Raw genomic sequence first — 23902 nt, 5'->3', positions numbered from 1 at the left:
ATAAAATGAAAAAAATACAATTATTAGTAACAGCTTTTTTGTTTGTAAGCTTAGTATTGAGCTCACAAAATAAAGATGTTAATTATAGTAGATCTAGTACTCCAACCATTGAATTATCTGCAAGTTCAGATGGTGTTTCAGTGATTACTACTATACTTTATAGAGATGCAGCAACCTTAGGTTTAGATCCTGGATATGACGTTGGAAATTTTAACGGAGCTAGTTTTGATGTATATACTCGTTTGGTAGATGGTTCTTCTGCAAGTAATTTTACCTACCAAGCATTACCTAATACAAACTATGAATCGATGGTTATTCCTGTTGGTTTAAAGGCAAATACAGGAAAAGAAGTTGTTTTTAATGCAACCAATACAAATTTACCTGCAAACCTTGAGGTTTTTATTGAAGATAGAGAATTGAGTAATTATACTTTGTTAGACGGAACAAACACCTACACCGTTACTTTAAACAATGCTCAAGATGGTATCGGTAGGTTTTATTTGCATACAAGAGAGAATCAAGTCATTTGGAAAGGAAATACAAATGCTACTTGGACAGAAGGAACTAATTGGAATAAGAGTAGTATTCCTACAAATATGCAAGATGTGTTAGTAGAGAATACAGCAAATAGTCCAGAAATAGTAGCTGGCGTAAATGCAGCTATGAATAGTTTAAGACTAAACAATTCATCATCTTTAACAATTGCTTCTGGAGGTTCAGCTACCATAACAACTGATTTTGTGAATGGAGGAAATGTTTCAATAGCTTCTAATAATGCAGCTAGTGGAACCTTGTTGGTAAAAGGAACCTCAAACGGACAAGTAACGTATGAACGAGGAGGATTGATTGCTAATCAATGGAGTATTGTATCAGCACCAATATCTGGTCAAAGTGTAAAGGACTTTGTTGAAAATTCAGCAAATAATATTAGGGTGAATAATACCGTAACACCTAATAGATATGCGGTAGGATATTATGATGATACCAGACCTACCGGAGACAAATGGGTATACTATACAGTTGATGATTTAGCATCGAACAGCATTATTTTTGAAAAAGGACAAAGCTATGCGATCTCAAGAGTAACTAATGGATCTGTAAGTTTTACAGGAACTGTTGAAACAGTAGATGTAAACAAATCAGTAGTAGTGTCAGAATGGAATGCGGTTGGAAATCCGTATACAGCATTTTTACCAATTAATGAAAACTCAGGAACCAACTTTATCAATGATAACTTGGCTAGTTTTGATCCAGCTTATGTAGGAGTGTATGTATGGGATAATACCCAAAGTAAATACATTGCTAAAACTTTAGTAAGTGGAGAGAGTTCATTGGCTCCAGGACAAGGATTCTTTGTAAAAACAACTGGAAGTGCAAATAATATGGCTTTCAAAGAAGCTGAACGAATGGTGCAACCTGCTACAGGAGGAACTTTTAGTAAAGGATCAAGTATTCCTACTATTGAGTTATCTATAGCTTCTAAAGGAGTTCAGGTAAATACAAGTATTAGCTTTAGAAATAATACAACTAGTGGATTAGATACAGGATATGATGTAGGAAACTTTGATGGAGCTAGTTTAGATATTTACACAAAACTTTTAGATGGTTCCTCAGAAAAGAACTTTACCTATCAATCTTTACCTAGTAATTCAAACGAAATTTCTATCATTCCAGTAGGAATTAAAGTAAAAGAAGGAACTTCAGTAACTATTTCAGGGAAAGGAGTTTCATTACCTGTAGGTATAGAAATGTATTTAGAAGACAGAGAATTAGGAAAATTCATCAACTTACATGAAGAAGACTATTCATTGACAATAGTAAAAGCTATAAATGGAGTAGGAAGATTTTACTTACATACCAAAGCTCAAGTAGAAATTCCAGAAGTAACATTAGCAGGTATAAAACTTTACAATGTAAACAATACCTTGTTTGTAGAAGGAGTACAGGGAGAACAGTTTGAAGTTACGATGTATAATACTGCAGGAGTATTAATATATAAAAGTAGTTTTAAAGGGATTGGTAAGAACAGTATCGATCTACCGATAGTTGCGGAAGGAGTATATCTAATAAAGGTAAAAACGAATGCTGGAACAAAGCATAAAAAAATACTTCAAAAAAAATATTAAAATAAAAATAGGGTGTTTAAAAGTTTAACTGTACAGTTAGTAAAGGGAGTATTTTATTAATTACTGGAAAATAAATAGAATAACTAATTGAATAGAAACTTGACAAATAATCCATGAAGAAAACAACTACTACTAAGGGAGAAAAAATAACAAGAAAAGAAGCCTTGGAAAAATTGGGTAAATATGGGAAGTATACAGCGCTAACTGCTTTAGGAACCTATATGATATTGAATCCTCAAAGGGCTCAAGCACAGAGCCCCGAGAATCCAGGTAGTAATTTTTAAAATAATAGGGGAAAAACAGGGATGTTTTTTTACAGTACAAGTCAAATTGGTAGGGGAAAATTAGGCTTGTACTTTTTTATTTTAAACAATTACTTAATTTTAAATTCAAATATTTCTGAGTTTGATGTATTTCCTTCGTTGTCAGTTGTAACAACTCTCCAATAATAAGTGTTTTTAGTACTAACAGTTGCTTCAATGGAAGTAGCGCTAGTTGTATTTAAAGTATTTGTAGGAGGAGTTGTAGTACTCATTAAGATTGTATAGTCTTTAATATCGTTGTCAATATCTTCTCCAGACCATTCAAGAGTTACAGTTGTGGTAGAGCTTTCAAAACTAGTTCCCATTGCTGGCTTAACCAAGTCAGCCGGAAATGGAATATGAGAAGACACAGCTTCTCCAGCATTGTAAAACTTCCATGTACTACTAGTTGAGGTTTGACCACCATCGTTTTTAGAAACTACAAACCAAGAATATGGAGTAGCACGATTAATTGTAATGGCTTTTTCAGAAGATGTACTGGTATGCTTAGAAGTTGTACCTGTGCTTAAATTCTTAAGGGTAACTTCATAGCTAGATGCATTTTGAGCATCAGACCAATCAAAAACAACAGAACTTTCTGTATCTGAAATTTTAGTACCCTCATTACACTCTGAGTTCTGTTCTGGGAAAATTAAGGTAGCCTGTCCAGGTGGAGTAGGAGCTACTTCTGTTGAACCACCACCTCCACATGAGATAAATAATGAAGACACAAATACAAGGCTATATATAGTTTTTAAATTCATTATTTCTTTAATATTTTAAGTGTTTTACTTTCATTTTTAGTTACGACATTCAAAATATAGATCCCCTTGGATAATTTTGAAATATCAACTTGCTCTAAGGTAGTATTAGCTACTTTCTCATAGATTAATTTTCCATTAAGAGCAAATAATTGGATAGTTGAAGATGATTGCTGTTCTCCTAAATACACATTAAAAATGTTATTTGCTGGGTTAGGAAAAGCATTGATTTCATTTCCAAAATAGAAAGTCTTTTCAAATTTTCCTTGACATAATTTATCTCCTACAACTTTAATAGAATTAGCACCACTTTTAAGCGGAAGTTCTATTTCAGAATCGGTAGTAACATATTCAGTACCGTTTAAATCAATGGTATAGCTTTTACTACCATATAAGTTCAATACTAATGATTTGCTAGATGTTTCAACTCTAGATAAAACTTGAATGTCTTCAGGTTCAGTGATTATGGCATTAAAACATATTTCATAACCAGCTTGTCCATCAACGGTAATACAAACGGTATAGGTACCAGCGGCCAGATTGTTAAAAGTATGTGTAGAAGTAAAGCTTTCTGTTGAAGATGTTCCTCCTGAAATACTCACGTTATAATTTAGGTTTTGTTTAGCAGTAATAGAAATGCTTCCGTTATTACTAGTCCTACAAGTTTCACTTAAGGTACTTAAAGCAAAATTATTGGCAGGTAAGGTAAAAACTTCACATCCATTTACGTTTACTACCGTTCCTTCTGGTGTATTCGGACATTGGTCATCTTCATTTAACACACCATCATTATCGTCATCTGTTGTTGGAAATAATGAGGTTGGGTTATCAGCATAGATCTTAAATTCCCCTGGAGCTAAATTAATAGGAGTATTTACATTAGATACCGTAATTTTTTTGTTACCATTCAATAGTTCAAACCAATCACCAACTTCCTGAAATTTAGGATCGATAGCTTGTTCAGTTACTCCAAAGTTTCCAATAATAGTAATGTGTTTAATAGCGTTTCCTGTTGCAGAACTTAAGGTTAAATGAATACTTTTTAAGTCTGTATTCCCTGTAGTAAGAGTTACTTCAGTTGAATTAAAAATAGCTTCACCTTTTTTCAATGCAATTAGTTTACTCCAAGTATCATAGATACTTTTTCGTTGTGGCACATCGAAATATTCCCATTTAACAGGCTTTCTTCCTGTTCGTCCATTTTCATCAATACTAATATCATAGCCTAGTTCTCCGAATTGCCAAATCATTTTTGGTCCAGGTATAGTAAAGTAAAAGGCACCCGCAGCTTCCATACGTTTTAATGCCGTGTTTAAGTTTTTTACACTATAACCTCCATTAGTATTACCAAATTGAAGATTCTTATACATTAAGCGTTCCTCATCATGACTTTCCATATAGGCTACTAGATCAGGATCATTAAAATCTCTGTTTTTGTAGTACCCCCAAGAGATATCAGAATTACTGTTATAGCCCATGGTGTTTTGATTGTATGGTTCAGTCATTTTACCCCACAACATCATTCCTACATTTGCCAAGGCTTTTTCTTCATCGTTATTGGTTAAATGTTCTAAAATCATATAAAAACCATTGTCATGATTATTCCATACATGATTTGCATAATCTGTTAAGCGATCAATTCTTTCTTGATTGTAATTATTTCCCCATTGATCTCCCGAAGTAGGGTAGAAGGTATTGGTAAATCCTTTGGTAAAATCTAATCGAAATCCATCAATTTTATATTCTTCAATCCAATAAGACATTACATCCTTAAAATATTGTTGTGTATAGCTTGCTTCATGATTGAAGTCAAAACCGAATTGCAATGCCCCATTTTGGAAATTATGATCATCATTAAAGAAAGGGTTATTAGAAGTTGTTCCTGCGGCAATGTCAAAATCATACATTTGAACCAATGGATTTTGACTATAGGCATGATTAAATACAACATCTAAGATTACTGCAATTCCTTTTGCATGGCATTTATCAATAAGTTCTTTAAACTTATTTTGAGTTCCGTATGCTTTATCCAAAGCGAAGAAATGAGATACATTGTATCCCCAACTATCATTACCTTCAAACTCATTGACTGGCATTAGTTGTAACGCATTAATTCCTAAGGTTTCTAGGTAATCTAATTTGTCAATAATTGCTTGGTAACTATCACTTGAAGAGAAGTCTCTTACTAACAATTCATAGATAACCAATTCTCCTTTAGCAGGTTTTGTAAATGAACTAGTTTGCCAAGTATAAGAAGTGGTATTTTGTTTAAAAGTAGATACTATTCCTGAAGCTTTGGCAGGGAAACTTTTTAAATTTGGATAGTTCGTTGCCGATATATATTGATCATTTGATTGATCTAGAACCTTTTTAGCATAAGGGTCTGCTACTTTTTTATCATAATCAATAAAGTATTGATATGCGTATTCTGTATCAGCGTCTAAACCAGTTAGCGTTATCCAGAAATAATCACCATCTTTTTTAAGTTGGTAGTCTTGGTGTAATGCCCAATTATTAAAATCACCAATTAAGAATACATCATTCTTTTGAGGAGCTAAGAGTACGAAGGTTACCGAACCATCGTTGTTAAAAGTTATACCATTTTTTGCTCCAGCTGGTCTTGTTTCAGTAACGGTAGGTGTTTTTACGTAAACTGTAATTTCTTGTTCTTTTGTAGTAGTACCGTCAGTTGCAACAGCCTTAATAATATGTTGTCCGGTGGTAGTAAAAGTGTGTTCCTTGCTAATAATTTTATTACTAGCTATAGTTTGAATAGAAGTATTATTAATCAATAATTCTAAGTTAGCAGCTATGGTAGCTTCAGCAGTTATCGTATGTGTAGTGTTATTATCAAATACGCTGTCGTTGTTAGGGCTTGTAATTTGAATATTTAAATCTGCTGAGAAAATTTCAATATGAATATCGGGTCTTGTTTGTTTAGATCCATCATCAGCACGAGCTACCAAGTTAATTTCGCTAATGGTTTTAGCGTTATCTACATTGTAAAAATCGTAGACATTGTTCGTAATGATAAAGGTATAAGAGTTGGCAGCTGTTTTTGTAAATTTTGGTTGCGTGGAGTTGTTTCCCCAGCTTCCAATTACATTTTCCCATTGTGTACCATCAACGGTTACACCTGTATGAGCATATATGTCACCTGAGTAATTTTCTAATTCAGTACCAGTTGTATTTAGAGTAATTGTAATTTCATCGTTAATAGTAGGGGTTCCAGGTGAAGTAGTTACCTGAGAGAATAAAGTTATACTAACGAAATATAGAAGTAAAAAGCATATTTTTTTCATAATTCTGTAGTAGGTCGTTTAATAAATTAAGGCCTGCAATATTTGCAGACCTTAATTCAAACAAAGTTTATTTACAATGCTGTAATAGTATATTTAGGATTTGCATTGTCGGTTAAATCCATTGTAATTCTGTACTTACCAGCAGTAGTAACAATATTGTCACCACCAGCCTCTAAAGTTCCGTCTGCACCAGTATCACCAAAGTTAGTAGTCCAATCTTCATTCAATCTAAATTTGATTTCTCCATCTAATAAGGTTACGTTATTTGCAACGAAGATTCCTGGGTTTACTTCTGTAAAGTTAAAGTCAGGTCCAGCATTACCCCAATCGTTGTATCCAGATCCTACGATACCCCAAACATCAGAAGCTTCAATAGTATATGTACTCTTGTTTACATCAAACGTTACTGTGTAAAAACCAGCTGTAGTAGCAATGTTATCTCCACCAGCTTCTAAAGTTCCATCTGCACCAGTATCACCAAAGTTGGTTCCCCAATCGTTGTTTAAACGAATTTTGATTTCACCATCTAATAATTTAACACCTACTTTAAACGTATCAGTTGTATAATCATAATGGAACGCAGCATCAGGACCAGCATTACCCCAGTCGTTAAAACCAGAACCTACGATTCCCCAAGAATATGCTTCTATAGTATAAGTGTTATCATTAAAATTAAGAGTAACTTTATAGGTACCTGCAGTAGAAACTATGTTTGCTCCACCTGCATCTAACGTTCCATCAGCACCATCATCTCCAAAGTTATTAGCCCAATCGTTGTTCTCTCTAATCTTAATTTCACCGTCTAATAAAGTTACATAGGCTACAAATACATTTGCATCTGCAGTCGTATAGAAAGGAGCATCAGGACCTCCATTACCCCAGTCGTTGTAACCAGAACCTACGATTCCCCAAGTTGATACTTGAACATTAGAACCTCCAGTTTGTACTTCTTCTAATAAAGTAACATTTACTTGTTGTGTTGGAGTGAATGCTTCTGTAGTTGAAGAAGTATCTCCAGGAAATGCACGAACTCTAAAGTTTAAAGTTCCGTTTGTAGGAGCTGCTAAAGAATATACTTCAGTAGCAAGTCTTTTTAATTCACCTATAGTTACTTCAATGTTATTATTGTTATTGCTATTGTTTGAAATAGCATTTACAAGAGCAGCATCTGTAAAGTCACCAGTAACCGATGTTTGTAATTCATAAGAAACATTCGTTGGTACATCAAAGTCTGCTTTATTAAAAGAGAATACAATACCAATGTTATCATCTGTTGTAGTTTCAAATGGTAAAATATAATCTGCTAAAAAAGTATTTGTAAAAGCGAAGTCACCTTTTGGAGCCGCTACAAATTCTAAATTGTCATTATCTTGACAGCTATTAAAAAACATAATAGCTATTATTGCTGTGAATATAAATTTAAATTGTTTCATAATTTATACTTAATAGTTTCTTATTAATATCCAGTGTTTTGAGTTAAGTTAGGGTTCGCTTGTAAAGCGGTTGCCGGAATTGGAAATAATTTGTAGTGCTCTGGAATTGAAGTTCCATTAACAGTATTTCCTTTCCAAGGCCATATGTAAGAGTTTCCAGTAAACTTCTTGAATCGAATTAAATCTGAACGTCTATGACCTTCTAAGTTTAACTCTCTTGCTCTTTCATCAAGAATAAAATCTAAAGTTAAATCTCCAGAAGTTATTGTTGGAGCACCTGAACGTGTTCTAACATCGTTTACATATTTTAATGCATCTGAAGCATTGGTACCATTGGCTCCTCTTAAAGATAATTCAGCATACATTAAGTAAGCATCTGCCAATCGATAAAAAGGAAAATCAGTACCAGAGAATTCAGTTGGAGTTCCTGAACCATCAGAGTTTGTATTTCTGAATTTGGTTGAAGGATATCCATCTTCCCAATCTTTATAATCAGTCATTTCAAAGTTATGACCGGTTGTCCAGAATAAACTTGCTCTTACATCTGGAGAGGTAGCTAAATCACCAAATAAACCATACCAAGCTTTCGTAGCTCTATGACCTGTCCAACCACCAGTTGCTCCGAATTGAGCTAAAGGCATTGTATCGGCACTTAAACTTCCATTTACAATATAAGTTGTGTTACCATAACTTTGACTTGAAATAGTTTCCGCAATTAAAGGGAAAATGATTTCAGTAGAAGAATCATTATCTGCAGAGAAGACTTTTACGAAGTTCGTATCTAATGCATAACCACCTTCATTAATAACCTTATTAATATAAGTAGCAGCATCATCCCAACGTGCAGTTCCTGTATAAACTTCAGCATTTAAGTAAAGCTTAGCCAATAACATATCTACTACATATCTATTAGCTCTACCATAAGAACTACTTGTCGTAATTACTGGTTCTATAGCTAATAATTCAGCTTCTACATAATTGAATAATTCAGTTCTACTTGCTTCTTCTAAAGGAGCCGACTGTCCGAAATTTTCTTCAGTAGCTAATACTCCTTTACCAAATACATCGATTATGTTGTAGTATGCTAAGGCTCTTAAGAAACGAGTTTCAGCAACAATGTTTTCTTCATTTGGAAAATCTGCAATCTGTAACGCTTGTAAAAAGTTATTACATTGTGGAATAGTGAAGTAAGCTCTATCATAAAATAATTTAAAGAACTTATTATTTCTATCCCAATTAGAAGTGGTTGTAAGCTGGTCTAAACCATCATCACCCCATCTATTTTTCATTGCATCCGCAGTAAAATCTTGTAAATTTATAATAGCTCTTAAAAAAGCTCCTTCACCTGCATCTGGACTTTCAATATCTGAACTTCCAGGCCCTTCAGGTCCAGTTAAAGCATATGAAGCATATAATCTCGAAACTAAACCTTCTACTGCATTAGGATCATTTGCTAAAAGCTCTTCAAGTGTAAGTTGTACTTTAGGACTGACATCTAAATCACTCGTACAAGCACTAAAAACAGTTAAAGCTATAGCTATTGATGTTATTATTTTTTTCATTTGTTAGTTTTTAAAAATCAGCATTAATACCAAAAGTGTATACCGTAGGTCTTGGATAGAAGTTTCTATCTATTCCACCAAAATTCTCAGGATCTTGTCCTGTATAGTCAGTTATAATAAATGGGTTGGTAACTGCACTATAAATTCTAATACTACCTTTCTTAATTAAGTTATCGAATCTATAACCTAAAGTTATGTTATCACATCTTAAAAATGTTGCATCTTCTAAGTAGTAGTCTGAGAATTGACCATTACCATTTACAATACTAACATCTCCAAAAGCAGGGTTTGCAGCACCGTTGTTAAAGTCTAAAACATTGGTAATATTGTTTTGACTAGAGCTAGTTGCACTTTCTAAGAAACCATAGTTAACTTGCGCAAAGTTATACACATATCCTCCAATTTGTCCTCTGAAGTTAGATGTTAAATCCCAATTTTTATAATTAAAACTTAAGTTAAAACCATAGGTCCAATTAGGAGTAATAGCCTTATAATATCTATCACTATCAGTAATTTGATTGTCTCCGTTTAAGTCAACAAATGCATTTGGTATTGGGCTTCCGTTTACGTCGTATACTTGTTTAAATACATACGCACTTCCAGCTTGCTGACCTACCGCATGTCTAAATAAATTAGAACCAGTACCTCTTAAACTACCTCCAGCATTAATGTTATCTAAACCATTTAAGCTAGTTACTTCAGTTTTGTTGTAAGAAATATTACCTCCTAAACTTAATTCAAAGTTATCGTTGCTAATAGGAGTAGTATTAAGATTTAGTTCAAAACCTCTACTTTCTGTTTCTCCTACATTATCAATAAATGCATTTGTTAAAGCTTGTCCTGGTGGTACAGGAACTTCTGCTAATAAATCAGTAGTAACTCTATTATAAATATCAAAACTACCCGATAATAAGTTGTTTTCGAATAAAGAGAAATCTAAACCAACATTATATGTAGTTGTTTTTTCCCAAGTTAAATTAGGGTTAAATGCTAATGCAGAATATAAAGATGAGTTAGGGAAGTACTGACTGTTTTGATCTCCTGCTAAGAATAATGGGATAGAAGGATAAAATCCAACAACTCCTGTAATATCTTGCTGACCAGTTTTACCCCATCCTAAACGAAGCTTTAAGTTCTTTACAATATCTGAATCCTTTAAGAAATCTTCTTCATCAATTTGCCAAGCTAAAGCAGCAGCAGGGAAGTATCCCCATCTGTTTTCTTTAGTGAATAATGAAGACCCGTCAGCTCTCATAGAAACCGTTAATAAGTATCTGTCAAAAAGGCTAATGTTAGCTCTTCCAAAGAAAGACTGTAAGTTTAAAACGTTATAGTATCTAAAGTTTGGATTTGCTGGGTTTACCACAGCTTCTCTAACTCCACTTTCTTGGTTATACATAAATCTGTCTTGATTTCCATCATTCTTAAAATTTTGATAAGAATAACCTGCCTGAACATCAAACTTTGTAACAAATCCTTCTTCTAAATCCTTACTATATTGTAAGTAACCTTCTAAAGTAGTGTTAGTAATATGTTGACGCTCACGGAAATTAACTCCTGGGTTAAATAAGAAGTTGGTGTCAATATTATCGTTTAGCGTATTGAATTGATATGTTTCAAAAGAATTGTTACTAAATCTCTCTTCGATTTTAGATCTAGAAGCATCTAAACCAAGATTTACTACAGCTTTTAACTCAGGTAAAAACGGCATAGTATAATCAAATTCAATATTTCCTAAGAAACGGAATACTCTTTCTGGTCTTTCCTTTTGCTCTAATCTTGCTAAAGGATTTCCTTGAATGATTCTTCTAAATTTACCATCATCATCAAAAGTGGTTAAATAATATCCACCAAACCTGTTTGATGAAGCATTATTATAAATTGGTTTTGTAGGATCAAACTGTAAAGATTCTCCTATAGCACCACCACTATCAATTGCATTCTTTTCTGCAAAAATCGTTTTCGCATTAAAGTCAATTTTTAATTTATCATCTAATAGAGTAGGTGTTAATTTTAATGACGCTGTAACTCTTTCATAGTCATCATTTTTAACAATGCCCTCTGCTTTTGTATATCCAACAGATCCTCTAAAAGGTATTTTGTCATATAAATTAGCTCTTGCACTAAAGTTGGTGTTTGTTGTAATAGCCGATCTTAAAATAGACTCTCTCCAGTTGGTATCGTAAATTTCTCTACCATTAATAACTTGTATTGGAGTTTGGTTGGTAGTTATACTTCCTTGAGGAACTCCTAATTGATCAACTCTTCCAGGAAAATATTGTTGAATAAAAGCAACATATTCTTTTCCATTCATAAAGTCTAAACCTTTTCCAGCTTCACTAATAGAAACATCTGAGCTAAAGTTAAACTTAACACTTCCAGAGGTTCCTTTTTTAGTAGTAATAATAATTACCCCATTAGATGCTCTAGAACCATAAATAGCTGTTGCAGAAGCATCTTTTAAAATAGAGAAACTCTCAATATCATTTGGGTTTACCAATGTTAACGGGTTACTAACACCCGCTGGGTTGTCATTTCCAATAGGCACTCCATCAATAACAATTAATGGGTTGTTTTGTGCATTTAAAGAAGAACCACCACGAATTCTAATGTTTGGAGCAGAATCTGGTGCACCACCATTAGTTGTAATTCTTACACCGGCAGCTTTACCCGTTAAAAGTTGATCGGTAGAAACAATGGCTCCTTTGTTAAAGTTCTTAGAAGAAACAACCTCTACAGAACCTGTAGCATCTTTTTTAGTTGTTGTTCCATATCCAACTACAACAACTTCATCTAATTGTTGTGCGTCTTCTTCTAGGTTTACTGTAATATTAAAATTATTACCAAGGGTAACTTCTTTATCAGTGAAACCAATAAAAGAAAAAACAAGAACATCTCCACTTTTAACGTTGTTCAATTCGAATTTTCCGTCAAAATCTGAAGATGTTCCTCTTGTTGTTCCTTTTACAATTATACTAACACCAGGTAATCCATCACCTGATGTTTTATCTAATACTGTTCCTTTCAATATCTGCTGGGCAAATATTTGCGAAGAAAAGAGCATTAGAATACTACATAATATTATTTTAAAATCCTTCATTATTTTAGATTAAAATAGGTATAAAATTGATATAAAGATTACCAATAATTTATCTTTCCACGACGTGAAGATAGAAATAAAAGTTGCTCTGTAGCTATTGAAAACACTACGAAAACGTTTTCGTGTTAATAACTTTCTAACTTTAGCTTAACATATTATTAAAATAAGCTAAAAAAAATTATGAGTTTTGTAAAATATGAAACCTAAAATTACCATTAAGATAATAGCCAAGGAATTGGGAGTGTCAATTTCCACAGTTTCAAAGGCTTTAAGAGATAGTCATGAAATTAGTCAAGAGACTAAAGATAGGATTCGAGCTTATGCAGATTATTATAATTATAGACCTAATAATTTAGCACTTCAATTACGCAATCAAAAAACAAAAGTTATCGGTATTATTTTACCGAAGATTGTGCATCATTTTTTTTCTACAGTAATTAAAGGAGTAGAGAGTGAGGCATCAAATAGAGGATATAATATTATGGTATGTTTCTCTAATAATGATGAGCAAAAAGAAGCAGAGACCATTGATGTATTAACCAATGGAAGTGTAGATGGGTTATTAGTTTCTATAGCAAAAGAAACATTAGAAAATGGAGAGTTTTCTCATTTTAAAAGACTAATTGATAATGAAGTGCCTTTAGTATTGTTTGATAGAACACATAAGTCTATTGAATGTGATAAAGTAATTGTAGATGATATTGGTGCAGGTTATAAAGCAACCAAATATTTATTAAATGTTGGTTGTAAAAAGATTGGTATTGTTACTACACCAGAACATGTTACTGTAGGACTGCATAGAGAGCAAGGTTATGAAAAGGCCTTGAAGGAAGAAGGAATTAATATTGATAGAAAGTTAATTGTAGAAGTTGACGAAGAACACAATATTAAAGAACAAATAGAAAAACTATTTGAAAATAAAATAGATGCTATCTTTACAGTAAATGAAATTTATGCTGCTATTGCAATAAGAATTGCAAAAGAGAGAGGGTTGAGAATACCGGAAGATATTTCTATCATAGGATTTACAGATGGATTAATTTCTGAATATTCATCACCATCTATAACAACGGTTGTACAGCATGGATATACTATGGGAAAACAAGCTGCTGAAATGTTAATTGATCGAATTGAAAATGAAGATTCAGAAAGATTACCACAAACAAAAGTGATATCAAGTAATATAAAATCTAGAGAATCTACGAAATCGTGATAGTAGATTTTTCGTAAAGTTAATTTTTTAAATTATATCTTTACAACAATAAAACGGACTTATCAGTAATTTACTTTCCACAAAAAGAATAAGATAAGTCGTAGCGCTTATCGTATGTATTAACTAATAATTACGATAATGGAAAAGCGTAAATTAGGTTTCTGGGAAATCTGGAACATGAGTTTTGGATTCTTAGGAATTCAGATGGGGTTTGCCCTTCAAAATGCTAATGCTAGCCGTATATTACAAACTTTCGGGGCAGATGTACATCATCTATCTTGGTTTTGGATTATAGCTCCTTTAATGGGGTTGATTGTACAACCAATTATAGGTCACTATAGTGATAAAACTTGGACTAAATTAGGTCGTCGTCGCCCTTACTTTCTGATAGGAGCAATTCTTGCTTCTATAGGTTTAGTATTAATGCCACAAGCGGAAATTTTTATTTCTGTGCTTCCAGCTTTATGGGTGGGAGCAGGGATGTTAATGATTATGGATGCGTCATTCAATATTGCTATGGAGCCATTTAGAGCTTTAGTTGGTGATAACTTAAGAGATGATCAAAAAACATCTGGCTTTAGTATTCAAACGGTACTAATAGGAATTGGTGCTGTAGTAGGTTCTTGGCTACCATATGCTTTGGCAAATTGGTTTGGGATTTCTAATGATGGAGGTGGTGGAGTACCACCAAATTTAATATGGTCATTTATCATAGGTGCAATAGTATTAATAATCTCTATTCTAGTAACTGTATTTACTACGGATGAATATTCTCCAGAAGAATTAAAACGTTTTGCGGATGAAAAAGCACATTTGGAAGAAATAGAAACAGAAGAGGAGTCAGGAGGCCTAGTATCTATAGTGAATGATTTTAAAAAGATGCCAATAACTATGAAGCAATTGGCTTGGGTTCAGTTTTTCTCTTGGTTTGGTCTCTTTGGAATGTGGGTTTTTACTACTCCAGCAATTGCACAACATATTTATGGATTAGATGCAAATGATAGCCACTCTAAAGCCTTTAATGAGGCTGGTGATTGGGTGGGTATAATTTTTGGAGTTTACAATTTGGTATCAGCAATTATGGCCTTTTTCTTACCAGCAATCTCTAAAAAAATAGGTAGAAAACAAACCCATGCGTTGGCATTATTAATTGGAGGCTTAGGATTAATCTCAATTTACTTTGCAACAGATAAGTACTTCTTAATTGGTTCAATGATTGCTGTAGGAGTAGCTTGGGCAAGTATTCTTTCAATGCCTTATGCAATGCTAGCAGGTGCTATTCATCCATTAAAAATGGGAATTTATATGGGGATTTTTAATTTCTTTATTGTGATTCCTCAAATTATCAACGCTTTAATTGGAGGTCCAATAGTTAAATATTTCTATAATGGACAGGCAATATATTCACTTATTATTGCTGGGGTTTCTTTTTTAATAGCGGCTGTATTATCGATGAAAGTTAATGACATTTCAGAAGTCAAACAAACAACTTAAATGAATAAGAAGGGATTTATTTTCGATCTAGACGGTGTTATTGTAGACACTGCTAAATACCATTTCCTAGCTTGGAAGAAGCTAGCAAACGGTTTAGGAATTGATTTTACATCAGAACAAAACGAACAATTAAAAGGAGTGAGTCGTGTAAGATCATTAGAAAAAATATTAAGCTGGGGAAACAAAACTTTATCTCCAGAAGAATTTTCAGAATTAATGGCTAAAAAAAATGATGACTATTTAAGTTATATAGCCCAAATGGATGATTCTGAAATACTGCCTGATGTGCCTAAAATATTACATTATTTAATAGATAGCAAGCAAGGTATAGCATTAGGGTCTGCAAGTAAAAATGCAAGAGCAATTTTGGAAAAGGTACACTTGATTGAGAAGTTTCAAGCAATTGTAGATGGAACCAATGTGTCCAAAGCAAAACCAGACCCAGAAGTATTTTTAAATGCAGCAGCAGAAATAGAAATGCAACCAAAAGATTGTGTGGTGTTTGAAGATTCGGTGGCAGGAGTACAAGCAGCAAACGCAGCGAATATGATTTCAATCGGAATTGGAAGTAAAGAAGTATTACATGAAGCAGATTATGTATTCAACGACTTTACAGAGATCTCCATAGAGTTCATTGAAGGCATTATAAAAAAATAAGAAGAAAGTATCATTTCAGATTATTGAAATGTAATAACCATAAAACAAATGTCATTAGCAAAGAAGTAAAGGAATTTTACAAAGAAACCTACTTAAATGCAATGGCAACTAACAAAAAAGAATAAAGAATTTAAAGTAAAGAAGTATTAATCTTTACTAATATATCCAATAAGAAATGAATCAAGATTATATCATACCCAACGAATGGAGTGTTATTGAAGAAGGATTTGATAAAGAGCGTGTAAAATCGTCTGAAAGTCTTTTTAGTATTGGAAATGGCGCGATGGGACAACGTGCCAATTTTGAAGAGGATTACTCAGGAGCTACTTTTCAAGGTAGTTATATCGCAGGAGTATACTATCCTGATAAAACCAGAGTAGGATGGTGGAAGAATGGATATCCAGAATACTTTGCTAAAGTGTTAAATGCACCTAACTGGATTGGTATTCATGTTAAAATTAACGAGGAGGTTTTCGATTTAAATACATGTAAAAGAGTTGAAAGCTTTAAACGTGAATTAAACATGAAAGAAGGGTGGTTGTCTAGAACATTTAAGGCAACGTTATCTAATGGAATTGAATTAGAAGTAAGTTCTAAACGTTTTTTAAGTTTAGAATTAGATGAAGTTGGAGCAATTGAATATAAAGTAACTCCTTTAAATTCAGATGTAGCTATTACTTTTTCTCCGTATTTAGATGCAGGAATTACTAATGAAGATTCAAACTGGGATGATAAGTTTTGGAATATTCTTAATGTAACATCAGAAGGAAACCAAGGATTTATAGAGTCTCATACGATGAAAACAAATTTCCATGCGTGTACTTTTATGGAATCTCAAGTGTATGTCGATGGGAAAATGCTTGATTTGGTAAAAGAAGAAGAGAAGTCTGATAGAAAAATAACATTTACATACAAGGTAGATGTTCAACAAAACCAAACGGCTACTTTATATAAGTTTGCTGGATATACAGTAGATAGAAACCATAAAAAAGAAGCATTAGTCGCTGCTGCTAAAACTGCATTAGACAAGGCTTTAAATATTGGTTTTGATGATTTACTAGCGCTTCAAATTCAGGCATGGAATCAGATTTGGAACATGTCAGATATTACCATTTCTGGTGATGTAAAGGCACAACAAGGTATTCGATTCAATATCTTCCAATTAAACCAAACCTATTTAGGAACTGATGCTCGCTTGAACATTGGACCAAAAGGATTTACTGGAGAAAAATATGGAGGAAGTACTTATTGGGATACAGAGGCCTATTGTTTACCATTTTATATGGCAACAAAAGACCAAAAAGTAGCAAGAAACTTATTAGAGTATCGTTACCATCATTTAGATAGAGCCATTGAAAATGCTGAAAAACTTGGATTTACGAATGGAGCAGCATTATATCCAATGGTAACTATGAATGGTGAAGAATGTCATAATGAATGGGAAATTACTTTTGAAGAAATTCATAGAAATGCAGCGATAGCATTGGCTATTTATAACTATGAAAGATATACTTCAGATGCATCGTATGTTCCAGAAAAAGGACTAGAAGTATTAATTGGTATTGCACGTTTTTGGCATCAAAGAGCAACATTCTCTACTGCTAGAAACAAGTATGTAATTTTAGGCGTTACAGGACCAAATGAATATGAAAACAACGTAAATAACAACTGGTACACCAATTATGCTGCAAAATGGTGTATTGATTATGCCTTAGAAGCGATAGCTAAGGTAGAGTCAGATCATATTTCAGATTATATCAGAATCAAAGAAAAAGTAAAGTTTGATGCTGAAGAATTAGCTGCTTGGAAAAAAGTAGCAGATCATATGTTCTTCCCATATTCAGAAGAACACCAAGTGTTTTTACAACAAGATGGTTTCTTAGATAAAGAATTAATCACTGTAGCTGATTTGGACAAATCACAACGTCCAATTAACCAAAAATGGAGTTGGGATCGTATTTTACGCTCGCCATATATCAAACAAGCAGATACTTTACAAGGATTCTATTTCTTCGAAGATCAATTTAGTCAAGAAGAATTAGAACGTCATTTTGATTTTTATGAGCCATTTACGGTGCATGAAAGCTCATTATCTCCTTGTGTACACAGTATTCAGGCTGCTAAATTGGGAAGAATGGAACAAGCGTATACTTTTTATTTAAGAACTTCTCGTTTAGATTTAGATGATTATAACAAAGAAGTAGAAGAAGGATTGCATATTACCTCAATGGCAGGAACTTGGATGAGTATTGTAGAAGGATTTGGAGGAATGCGCGTAAAAAATGATACCTTAAGTTTTACGCCGCAAATTCCAGGACAATGGGAAGCATACTCTTTCAAGGTAAACTTTAGAGGACAAATATTAAAAATTTCTGTTTGTAAAGATGATACCAAATTTGAATTAGAAAATGGTAACGCTTTAGAAATTTTAGTAAATGATAAATTAATAAAAATTTCCCCTAATAACTTAGTAACCGTGTAGTTAGAAGTTAGACACTAACCTCACATTTTTTGTGAGGTTTTTTTACCTTATGAAGAATATTAGCTTATATATTATTTTCCTCATTTTTGTTTCGTGTAACACTACAACGAAACAAGAAAGTATTGTAAAAACGCAATCTAAAGTTTCCAATACTTTTTTAGAAAGAGTAGAACCGCCTAATTGGTGGATTGGTTTTAAAAACAATACCCTTCAATTATTAGTTAAGGAAGAAAATATAGGCAATTCAACACCAACTATTTCTTATCAAGGAGTGCATATTAATAAAGTACATACAGGAAGAAGTCCGAATTATTTGTTTGTCGATTTAAACATTGATAAAATTACCCAAGCAGGGAAATTTGACATTGTATTTACTTTTAAAGATGGGACAAAGAAGACACATACATACGAATTAAAATCTAGAGAAAAGAAAGCTGATTCTTATGTTGGGTTTGATAGTTCAGATGCCATTTATTTAATTACTCCTGATCGATTTGCGAATGCAAATCCGAAAAACGATCGTTTTGAGAATTTAAAAGAAACAGAAGTTGATAGATCACATGATTACAAAAGACATGGTGGAGATATAGAAGGAATTACCAAACATTTAGATTATATAAAGGATTTAGGTTTTACTGCTATTTGGCCAACACCAGTTTTAACTAATGACATGGCTCGTGGTTCTTATCACGGATATGCAATGACCGATTTTTATCAAGTAGATCCTCGTTTTGGAAGCTTACAAGAGTATAAAAAACTCTCTGAAGAACTTTCTAAAAGAGGTATGAAGCTAATTATGGATCAGGTAGCGAATCATTGTGGATTGGAACACTGGTGGATGAAAGACTTGCCTTTTGAAGATTGGGTAAATGACCAAGCGTATTATGAAAATAACAAAGAGAATTGGTCATGGAAAACGGTACATACTTCCAATCATAGAAGAACAACAAATCAAGATTTGTATGCTTCAGAAATAGATAAAAAAGGAAATGTTGAAGGTTGGTTTGTGGCTACCATGCCAGATTTGAATCAGCGAAATCCATATATGGCCGCTTATATTATTCAAAATTCAGTTTGGTGGATAGAAACTTTAGGCTTAGGAGGTATAAGACAAGATACTTATCCATATCCCGCTAAAGAATTTATGGCTAAATGGGTAGATGCTATTATGAATGAATATCCAAAATTTTCTATTGTTGGAGAAGAATGGAGTTATAATCCCTTGTTAATTGGATATTGGCAAAAGGGAGCTAAAAATAGAGATGGTTTTGTATCAAACCTAAAATCAACGATGGATTTTGGGATGCAAAAGAATGTGGTAGATGCTTTAAATGAACCAGAGAGTTGGAATAATGGACTAGTAAAGATTTATGAAGGTTTGGCAAATGATTTTCACTACGCTTCACCGAAAGATATCTTAATTTTTCCAGATAATCATGATAAAAGTAGAATTTACACACAGCTAAAAGAAGATGTTGTACATACAAAGATGGCATTAACCACCTATGCTATTTTGCCTAGAATTTTACAAGTATACTATGGAACAGAAATCTTAATGGATGATTCTGAAAAACCTGGAGACCATGGTTTAATTAGAACCGATTTTCCTGGAGGCTGGGAAGGAGATACTATTAATGCCTTTACAGGAGAAGGATTAACTCCAGCACAAAAAGAAATGCAAGATTATACGCGAAAACTATTAAATTATCGTAAATCTAGTAAAGCCATTCATACGGGTAAAACCATACATTTTGCACCATTAAATGGGGTTTATATACTGTTTAGAATCGTTGAGAATGAAACCGTGGTGTTGATTTTAAATAAGAATGAAAAACCTATTACGATTGATTTAAATCGTTTTAAAGAAATAGGTTTAGACGATACAATACTTCAGAATATAATCTCTGGAGAAAAACTAAAGTGGGAGGAAAGCTTAACGCTTAATGAAAAAGGAAGTTTGTTATTAACAACAAAGCAAAATAACTAAGTGAAAAACATAATAAACATAGCATTCCTATTTATAGGACTTACAGTATTCGGACAAGTGACTATTGTTGTTGAAGAATTGCCAGAAGGTACACCTAAAGATGTACCAATATATGTTTCTGGTGATTTTGAAGGTTGGACTGGCGGAAATGAAAAGTATCAACTTAAACAAAAAGATGGAGTTTATTCCATAACACTTCCGCAAAAATCAAATAATGTATTGTTTAAGTTCACACAAGGAACTTGGAAAACTGCTGAATGTGATGCGAATGGAAAAAGTATAGACAATAGAATCCATAATTTTAACACTGGAAAGGATACCATAAAGGTTAAAATTGCGGGTTGGTCGCATTTATTTAGTCCAGAAGAAGCATCTACAGCATCAAAAAATGTCACTGTATTAACAAAGGAATTTGAAATTCCAGAGTTGCATAGAAAACGAACAGTTCGATTGTATTTACCTCCAAATTACAATGCATCTAAAAAATCGTATCCAGTAGTCTATATGCATGATGCACAGAATTTGTTTGATAAGAAAACATCTTTTTCTGGAGAGTGGGAAGTAGATGAAACACTAAATAAACTATTTAAAGACAAAAACTTAGAATTAATAGTTGTAGGAATTGATAATGGTGGTAAAAAACGCTTAGATGAATATTCTCCTTGGACAAACAATAAATATGGAGGAGGGGAAGGAGATGCTTATTTAGATTTTGTAGTAAAAAAACTTAAGCCATATATCGATAAAAACTATAGAACTATACAAGATAAATCTAATACAGGAATTATCGGAAGCTCAATGGGAGGGCTAATTTCTCATTATGCAGCCTTAAAGTATCCAAAAGTATTTGGAAAAGTAGGTGTGTTTTCTCCAGCATTTTGGTTTACTCCAGAAGTAAAGGAATATTCTCAAACACATGGAAAACTAAAAGATACTAAGATGTATTTTTTAGCAGGAGCTAAAGAAGGAAACAATGTTGCTTTTAACGAAATCAGCCAAACTGCACAAGATATGAATGCCATGGTTAAAACCTTAAAAGAAGAAGGTTTTAACTCAGAGAATATCAAATCTAAAGTAGTTCCAGAAGGAAAGCATGACGAAAAACTTTGGAGAACCAATTTTGAAGAAGCCATTGCTTGGTTATTTAAAGATAGCATGCAGCCTAGAACATTTGTAGGAGCTACTTACACAAACAATCAATTGAATATAAAGGTGTCTGATGGAGCCTATAAAATGCAATTTTATGCTCCTGAGATTTCAGAAACAACCTTTGTTCCGAAGGGAGAAAAAGAAACGACCAAAGCATCCCATGCAGTAGTATTAACATCAGCATATAACAAGGCTAAGTTTGTGGAGAATGATAAACAAATTGAGTTTAAAACAAATCAATTATCAATTGTAATAAATAAGCAACCATTTAAAGTTTCGTATTGGTACAAGGGAAAAAAAGTAACAGAAGAGAAAAATGGATACCAAAAGAATGATGATTATGAAACCTTACGATTTGCGTTAACTCCGGAAGAAGTTTTATATGGAGGAGGAGCAAGAGCTTTAGGGATGAACCGTAGAGGAAACCGTTTAGAATTGTATAACAAAGCACATTATGGATATGAAGATAGGTCTAAACTGATGAACTTTTCAATGCCATTGGTGTTATCATCAAAGAAGTATGCAATTCATTTTGACAACGCTCCTATAGGTTATTTAGATTTAGATAGTTATAAAGACAATGCCTTAAGTTATGAAACAATCTCAGGAAGAAAAACCTATCAAGTAATTGTGGGCGAATCTTGGTTAGATTTAATAGGAAATTATACCCAGTTAACCGGAAAACAACCAATGTTACCACGTTGGGCATTAGGTAATTTTTCAAGTAGATTTGGATATCATTCTCAAAAAGAAACCGAAAATACCATTACAAAATTCAAAGAAGAGGAAATCCCAGTAGATGCTATAATTCTTGATTTATATTGGTTCGGAAAAGACTTAAAAGGAACCATGGGAAATTTAGAAGTGTATAAAGACTCATTTCCTGATATGAAGCAGATGGTACAAAACCTTAAAAACAAAGGAGTAAAAACAGTCTTAATAACAGAACCATTTGTATTGTCTACATCTAAAAAATGGAAAGATGCAGTAGCGAAAGATGTGTTAGCAAAAGATTCTGTTGGAAAACCAGCGAGATATGATTTTTACTTCGGAAATACCGGTATTGTAGATATCTATAAAAAAGAAGGAAGAACGTGGTTTTGGAACATCTATAAAGGAATCAAAAATATGGGAGTACAAGGTTTTTGGGGAGATTTAGGAGAACCAGAAGTGCACCCATCTTGGGTACAACACGCTACAGGAACTGCCGACGAAGTACATAATATTTACGGACATGATTGGGCGCGATTAATAGCAGAAGGTTTTCAAAAAGAATATCCAAATGAAAGACCATTCATTCTAATGCGTGCAGGATATTCAGGTTCTCAGCGTTTTGGTTTAGTGCCATGGTCTGGAGATGTAAATAGAACCTGGGGAGGCTTACAAAGTCAGCCAGAAATATCATTACAAATGGGAATGCAAGGAATAGGATATATGCATTCTGATTTAGGAGGTTTTGCAGGCGCCAATTTAGATGACGAATTGTATACACGATGGTTACAATACGGAGTATTTCAACCAATCTTTAGACCTCATGCACAAGAAGAAGTACCTAGTGAACCGGTGTTTCGTTCAGAAAAAGCAAAAGAACTGGCAAAGCAATCTATAGAGTTACGATATAAACTATTACCATATAACTATCACTTAGTATATGAAAATAGTCAGTTTGGAAAACCATTAATGAGACCTTTGTTTTTTGAGAATTCAGCCAATGAAGAATTACAAAAGTTAGCTTCGACCTATTTATGGGGAAATGATTTCTTAATCACACCTATCTTAAACTCAAAAGTAACAAAGCAAGAAGTATACTTTCCGAAAAATGCCGTATGGTTTGATTTTTATACCGATGAAAAAGTTATCGGCGGACAGAAAAAGCAAGTAGCAACAAAAATAAATGCGATCCCCACTTATGTAAGAGCAGGTGCGTTTATACCGATGACCAAACTTGTACAATCTACAGATAGCTATAAAGGAAATAATTTAGAAATACACTATTACCATGATAGATCTGTAAAGAAAAGTAAAAGAAACTTATACAATGATGATGGTATGACAGCTAATGCCATTCAAAAAAATCAATACGAATTGTTGAGTTTTGACAGTGAATTTGAAAAGGACTGTTTAACAATTCAATTGAAAGATGCTATTGGAAAAGAGTTTAAAGTATCTAAAAAGAGTATGAAGCTAATTGTACACAACGTACAAAAAGCACCAAAAGAAGTAAAAATAGGAAGAAAGAAACAAGCAATTGTTTGGAATCAAACCAACAAAAGTCTTTTAGTATCTTTTGATTGGAATACAAAAAAGACTGAAAAAATTACCATAAAACTATAA

13 protein-coding genes are annotated in these 23902 nt (G+C 33.1%); 8 read left to right on the top strand and 5 right to left on the bottom strand.

Annotation, left to right across the window (positions count from 1 at the left end; translation table 11 throughout):
- Positions 1-5 precede the first annotated feature (5 nt).
- Positions 6-2126, top strand: coding sequence for a T9SS type A sorting domain-containing protein (locus Q0873_RS17200; protein ID WP_299109739.1), 2121 nt, complete (start codon positions 6-8; stop codon positions 2124-2126).
- Positions 2127-2239: 113 nt separating this feature from the next.
- Positions 2240-2410: a hypothetical protein gene (locus Q0873_RS17195; RefSeq protein ID WP_299109736.1), complete on the top strand. Its 171-nt coding sequence runs from the start codon at positions 2240-2242 to the stop codon at positions 2408-2410.
- Between the two features lie 89 nt (positions 2411-2499).
- Here Q0873_RS17195 and Q0873_RS17190 read toward each other — a convergent pair whose 3' ends face one another.
- The 5 genes from Q0873_RS17190 to Q0873_RS17170 form a co-directional block, all read right to left on the bottom strand.
- Entirely contained in the window at positions 2500-3192 is a 693-nt protein-coding gene (locus Q0873_RS17190; RefSeq protein WP_299109733.1) for a hypothetical protein, read from the bottom strand.
- A complete protein-coding gene (locus Q0873_RS17185; protein ID WP_299109730.1) occupies positions 3192-6491 on the bottom strand; it encodes an alpha-amylase family glycosyl hydrolase in 3300 nt (1099 codons plus the stop codon). Before Q0873_RS17185 ends, Q0873_RS17190 begins: the two co-directional genes overlap by 1 nt.
- Positions 6492-6562: 71 nt before the next feature.
- Entirely contained in the window at positions 6563-7924 is a 1362-nt protein-coding gene (locus tag Q0873_RS17180) for a SusE domain-containing protein (RefSeq protein WP_299109727.1), read from the bottom strand.
- Positions 7925-7947: 23 nt separating this feature from the next.
- Positions 7948-9486 carry a RagB/SusD family nutrient uptake outer membrane protein gene (locus tag Q0873_RS17175; protein WP_299109724.1) on the bottom strand — a complete coding sequence of 513 codons (1539 nt, stop codon included), beginning with the start codon at positions 9484-9486 and terminating at the stop codon, positions 7948-7950.
- A gap of 10 nt (positions 9487-9496) precedes the next feature.
- Positions 9497-12586, bottom strand: a complete 3090-nt coding sequence (locus Q0873_RS17170; RefSeq protein ID WP_299109721.1) for a TonB-dependent receptor — start codon at positions 12584-12586, stop codon at positions 9497-9499.
- A 196-nt stretch (positions 12587-12782) separates the two neighbouring features.
- Between Q0873_RS17170 and Q0873_RS17165 the strand changes: the two genes are divergently transcribed.
- From Q0873_RS17165 to Q0873_RS17140, 6 genes are all read left to right on the top strand, one after another.
- Positions 12783-13799 carry a LacI family DNA-binding transcriptional regulator gene (locus tag Q0873_RS17165; RefSeq protein WP_299109718.1) on the top strand — a complete coding sequence of 339 codons (1017 nt, stop codon included), beginning with the start codon at positions 12783-12785 and terminating at the stop codon, positions 13797-13799.
- Between the two features lie 138 nt (positions 13800-13937).
- Positions 13938-15293, top strand: a complete 1356-nt coding sequence (locus Q0873_RS17160; RefSeq protein WP_299109715.1) for an MFS transporter — start codon at positions 13938-13940, stop codon at positions 15291-15293.
- Positions 15294-15950: a beta-phosphoglucomutase gene (pgmB, locus tag Q0873_RS17155; RefSeq protein ID WP_299109712.1), complete on the top strand. Its 657-nt coding sequence runs from the start codon at positions 15294-15296 to the stop codon at positions 15948-15950.
- A gap of 175 nt (positions 15951-16125) precedes the next feature.
- A complete protein-coding gene (locus Q0873_RS17150; protein WP_299109709.1) occupies positions 16126-18432 on the top strand; it encodes a glycoside hydrolase family 65 protein in 2307 nt (768 codons plus the stop codon).
- A 49-nt stretch (positions 18433-18481) separates the two neighbouring features.
- Positions 18482-20419: a glycoside hydrolase family 13 protein gene (locus tag Q0873_RS17145; protein ID WP_299109706.1), complete on the top strand. Its 1938-nt coding sequence runs from the start codon at positions 18482-18484 to the stop codon at positions 20417-20419.
- Entirely contained in the window at positions 20420-23902 is a 3483-nt protein-coding gene (locus Q0873_RS17140) for a TIM-barrel domain-containing protein (RefSeq protein ID WP_299109703.1), read from the top strand.

Origin of the sequence: uncultured Tenacibaculum sp. (assembly GCF_947498805.1) — a bacterium.
Lineage (GTDB): Bacteria > Bacteroidota > Bacteroidia > Flavobacteriales > Flavobacteriaceae > Polaribacter.
The sequence above is the reverse complement of the archived record's forward strand: the minus strand, read 5'-3'. Positions and strand labels throughout refer to the sequence as shown.

Excerpts from the sequence above, each read along its gene's own strand:
- Q0873_RS17185 (WP_299109730.1), bottom strand. The coding sequence starts at position 6,491 with ATGAAAAAAATATGCTTTTTACTTCTATATTTCGTTAGTATAACTTTA.
- Q0873_RS17170 (WP_299109721.1), bottom strand. The coding sequence starts at position 12,586 with ATGAAGGATTTTAAAATAATATTATGTAGTATTCTAATGCTCTTTTCT.
- pgmB (WP_299109712.1), top strand. The coding sequence starts at position 15,294 with ATGAATAAGAAGGGATTTATTTTCGATCTAGACGGTGTTATTGTAGAC.
- Q0873_RS17190 (WP_299109733.1), bottom strand. The coding sequence starts at position 3,192 with ATGAATTTAAAAACTATATATAGCCTTGTATTTGTGTCTTCATTATTT.
- Q0873_RS17180 (WP_299109727.1), bottom strand. The coding sequence starts at position 7,924 with ATGAAACAATTTAAATTTATATTCACAGCAATAATAGCTATTATGTTT.
- Q0873_RS17200 (WP_299109739.1), top strand. The coding sequence starts at position 6 with ATGAAAAAAATACAATTATTAGTAACAGCTTTTTTGTTTGTAAGCTTA.
- Q0873_RS17145 (WP_299109706.1), top strand. The coding sequence starts at position 18,482 with ATGAAGAATATTAGCTTATATATTATTTTCCTCATTTTTGTTTCGTGT.
- Q0873_RS17195 (WP_299109736.1), top strand. The coding sequence starts at position 2,240 with ATGAAGAAAACAACTACTACTAAGGGAGAAAAAATAACAAGAAAAGAA.
- Q0873_RS17165 (WP_299109718.1), top strand. The coding sequence starts at position 12,783 with ATGAAACCTAAAATTACCATTAAGATAATAGCCAAGGAATTGGGAGTG.
- Q0873_RS17150 (WP_299109709.1), top strand. The coding sequence starts at position 16,126 with ATGAATCAAGATTATATCATACCCAACGAATGGAGTGTTATTGAAGAA.
- Q0873_RS17160 (WP_299109715.1), top strand. The coding sequence starts at position 13,938 with ATGGAAAAGCGTAAATTAGGTTTCTGGGAAATCTGGAACATGAGTTTT.
- Q0873_RS17175 (WP_299109724.1), bottom strand. The coding sequence starts at position 9,486 with ATGAAAAAAATAATAACATCAATAGCTATAGCTTTAACTGTTTTTAGT.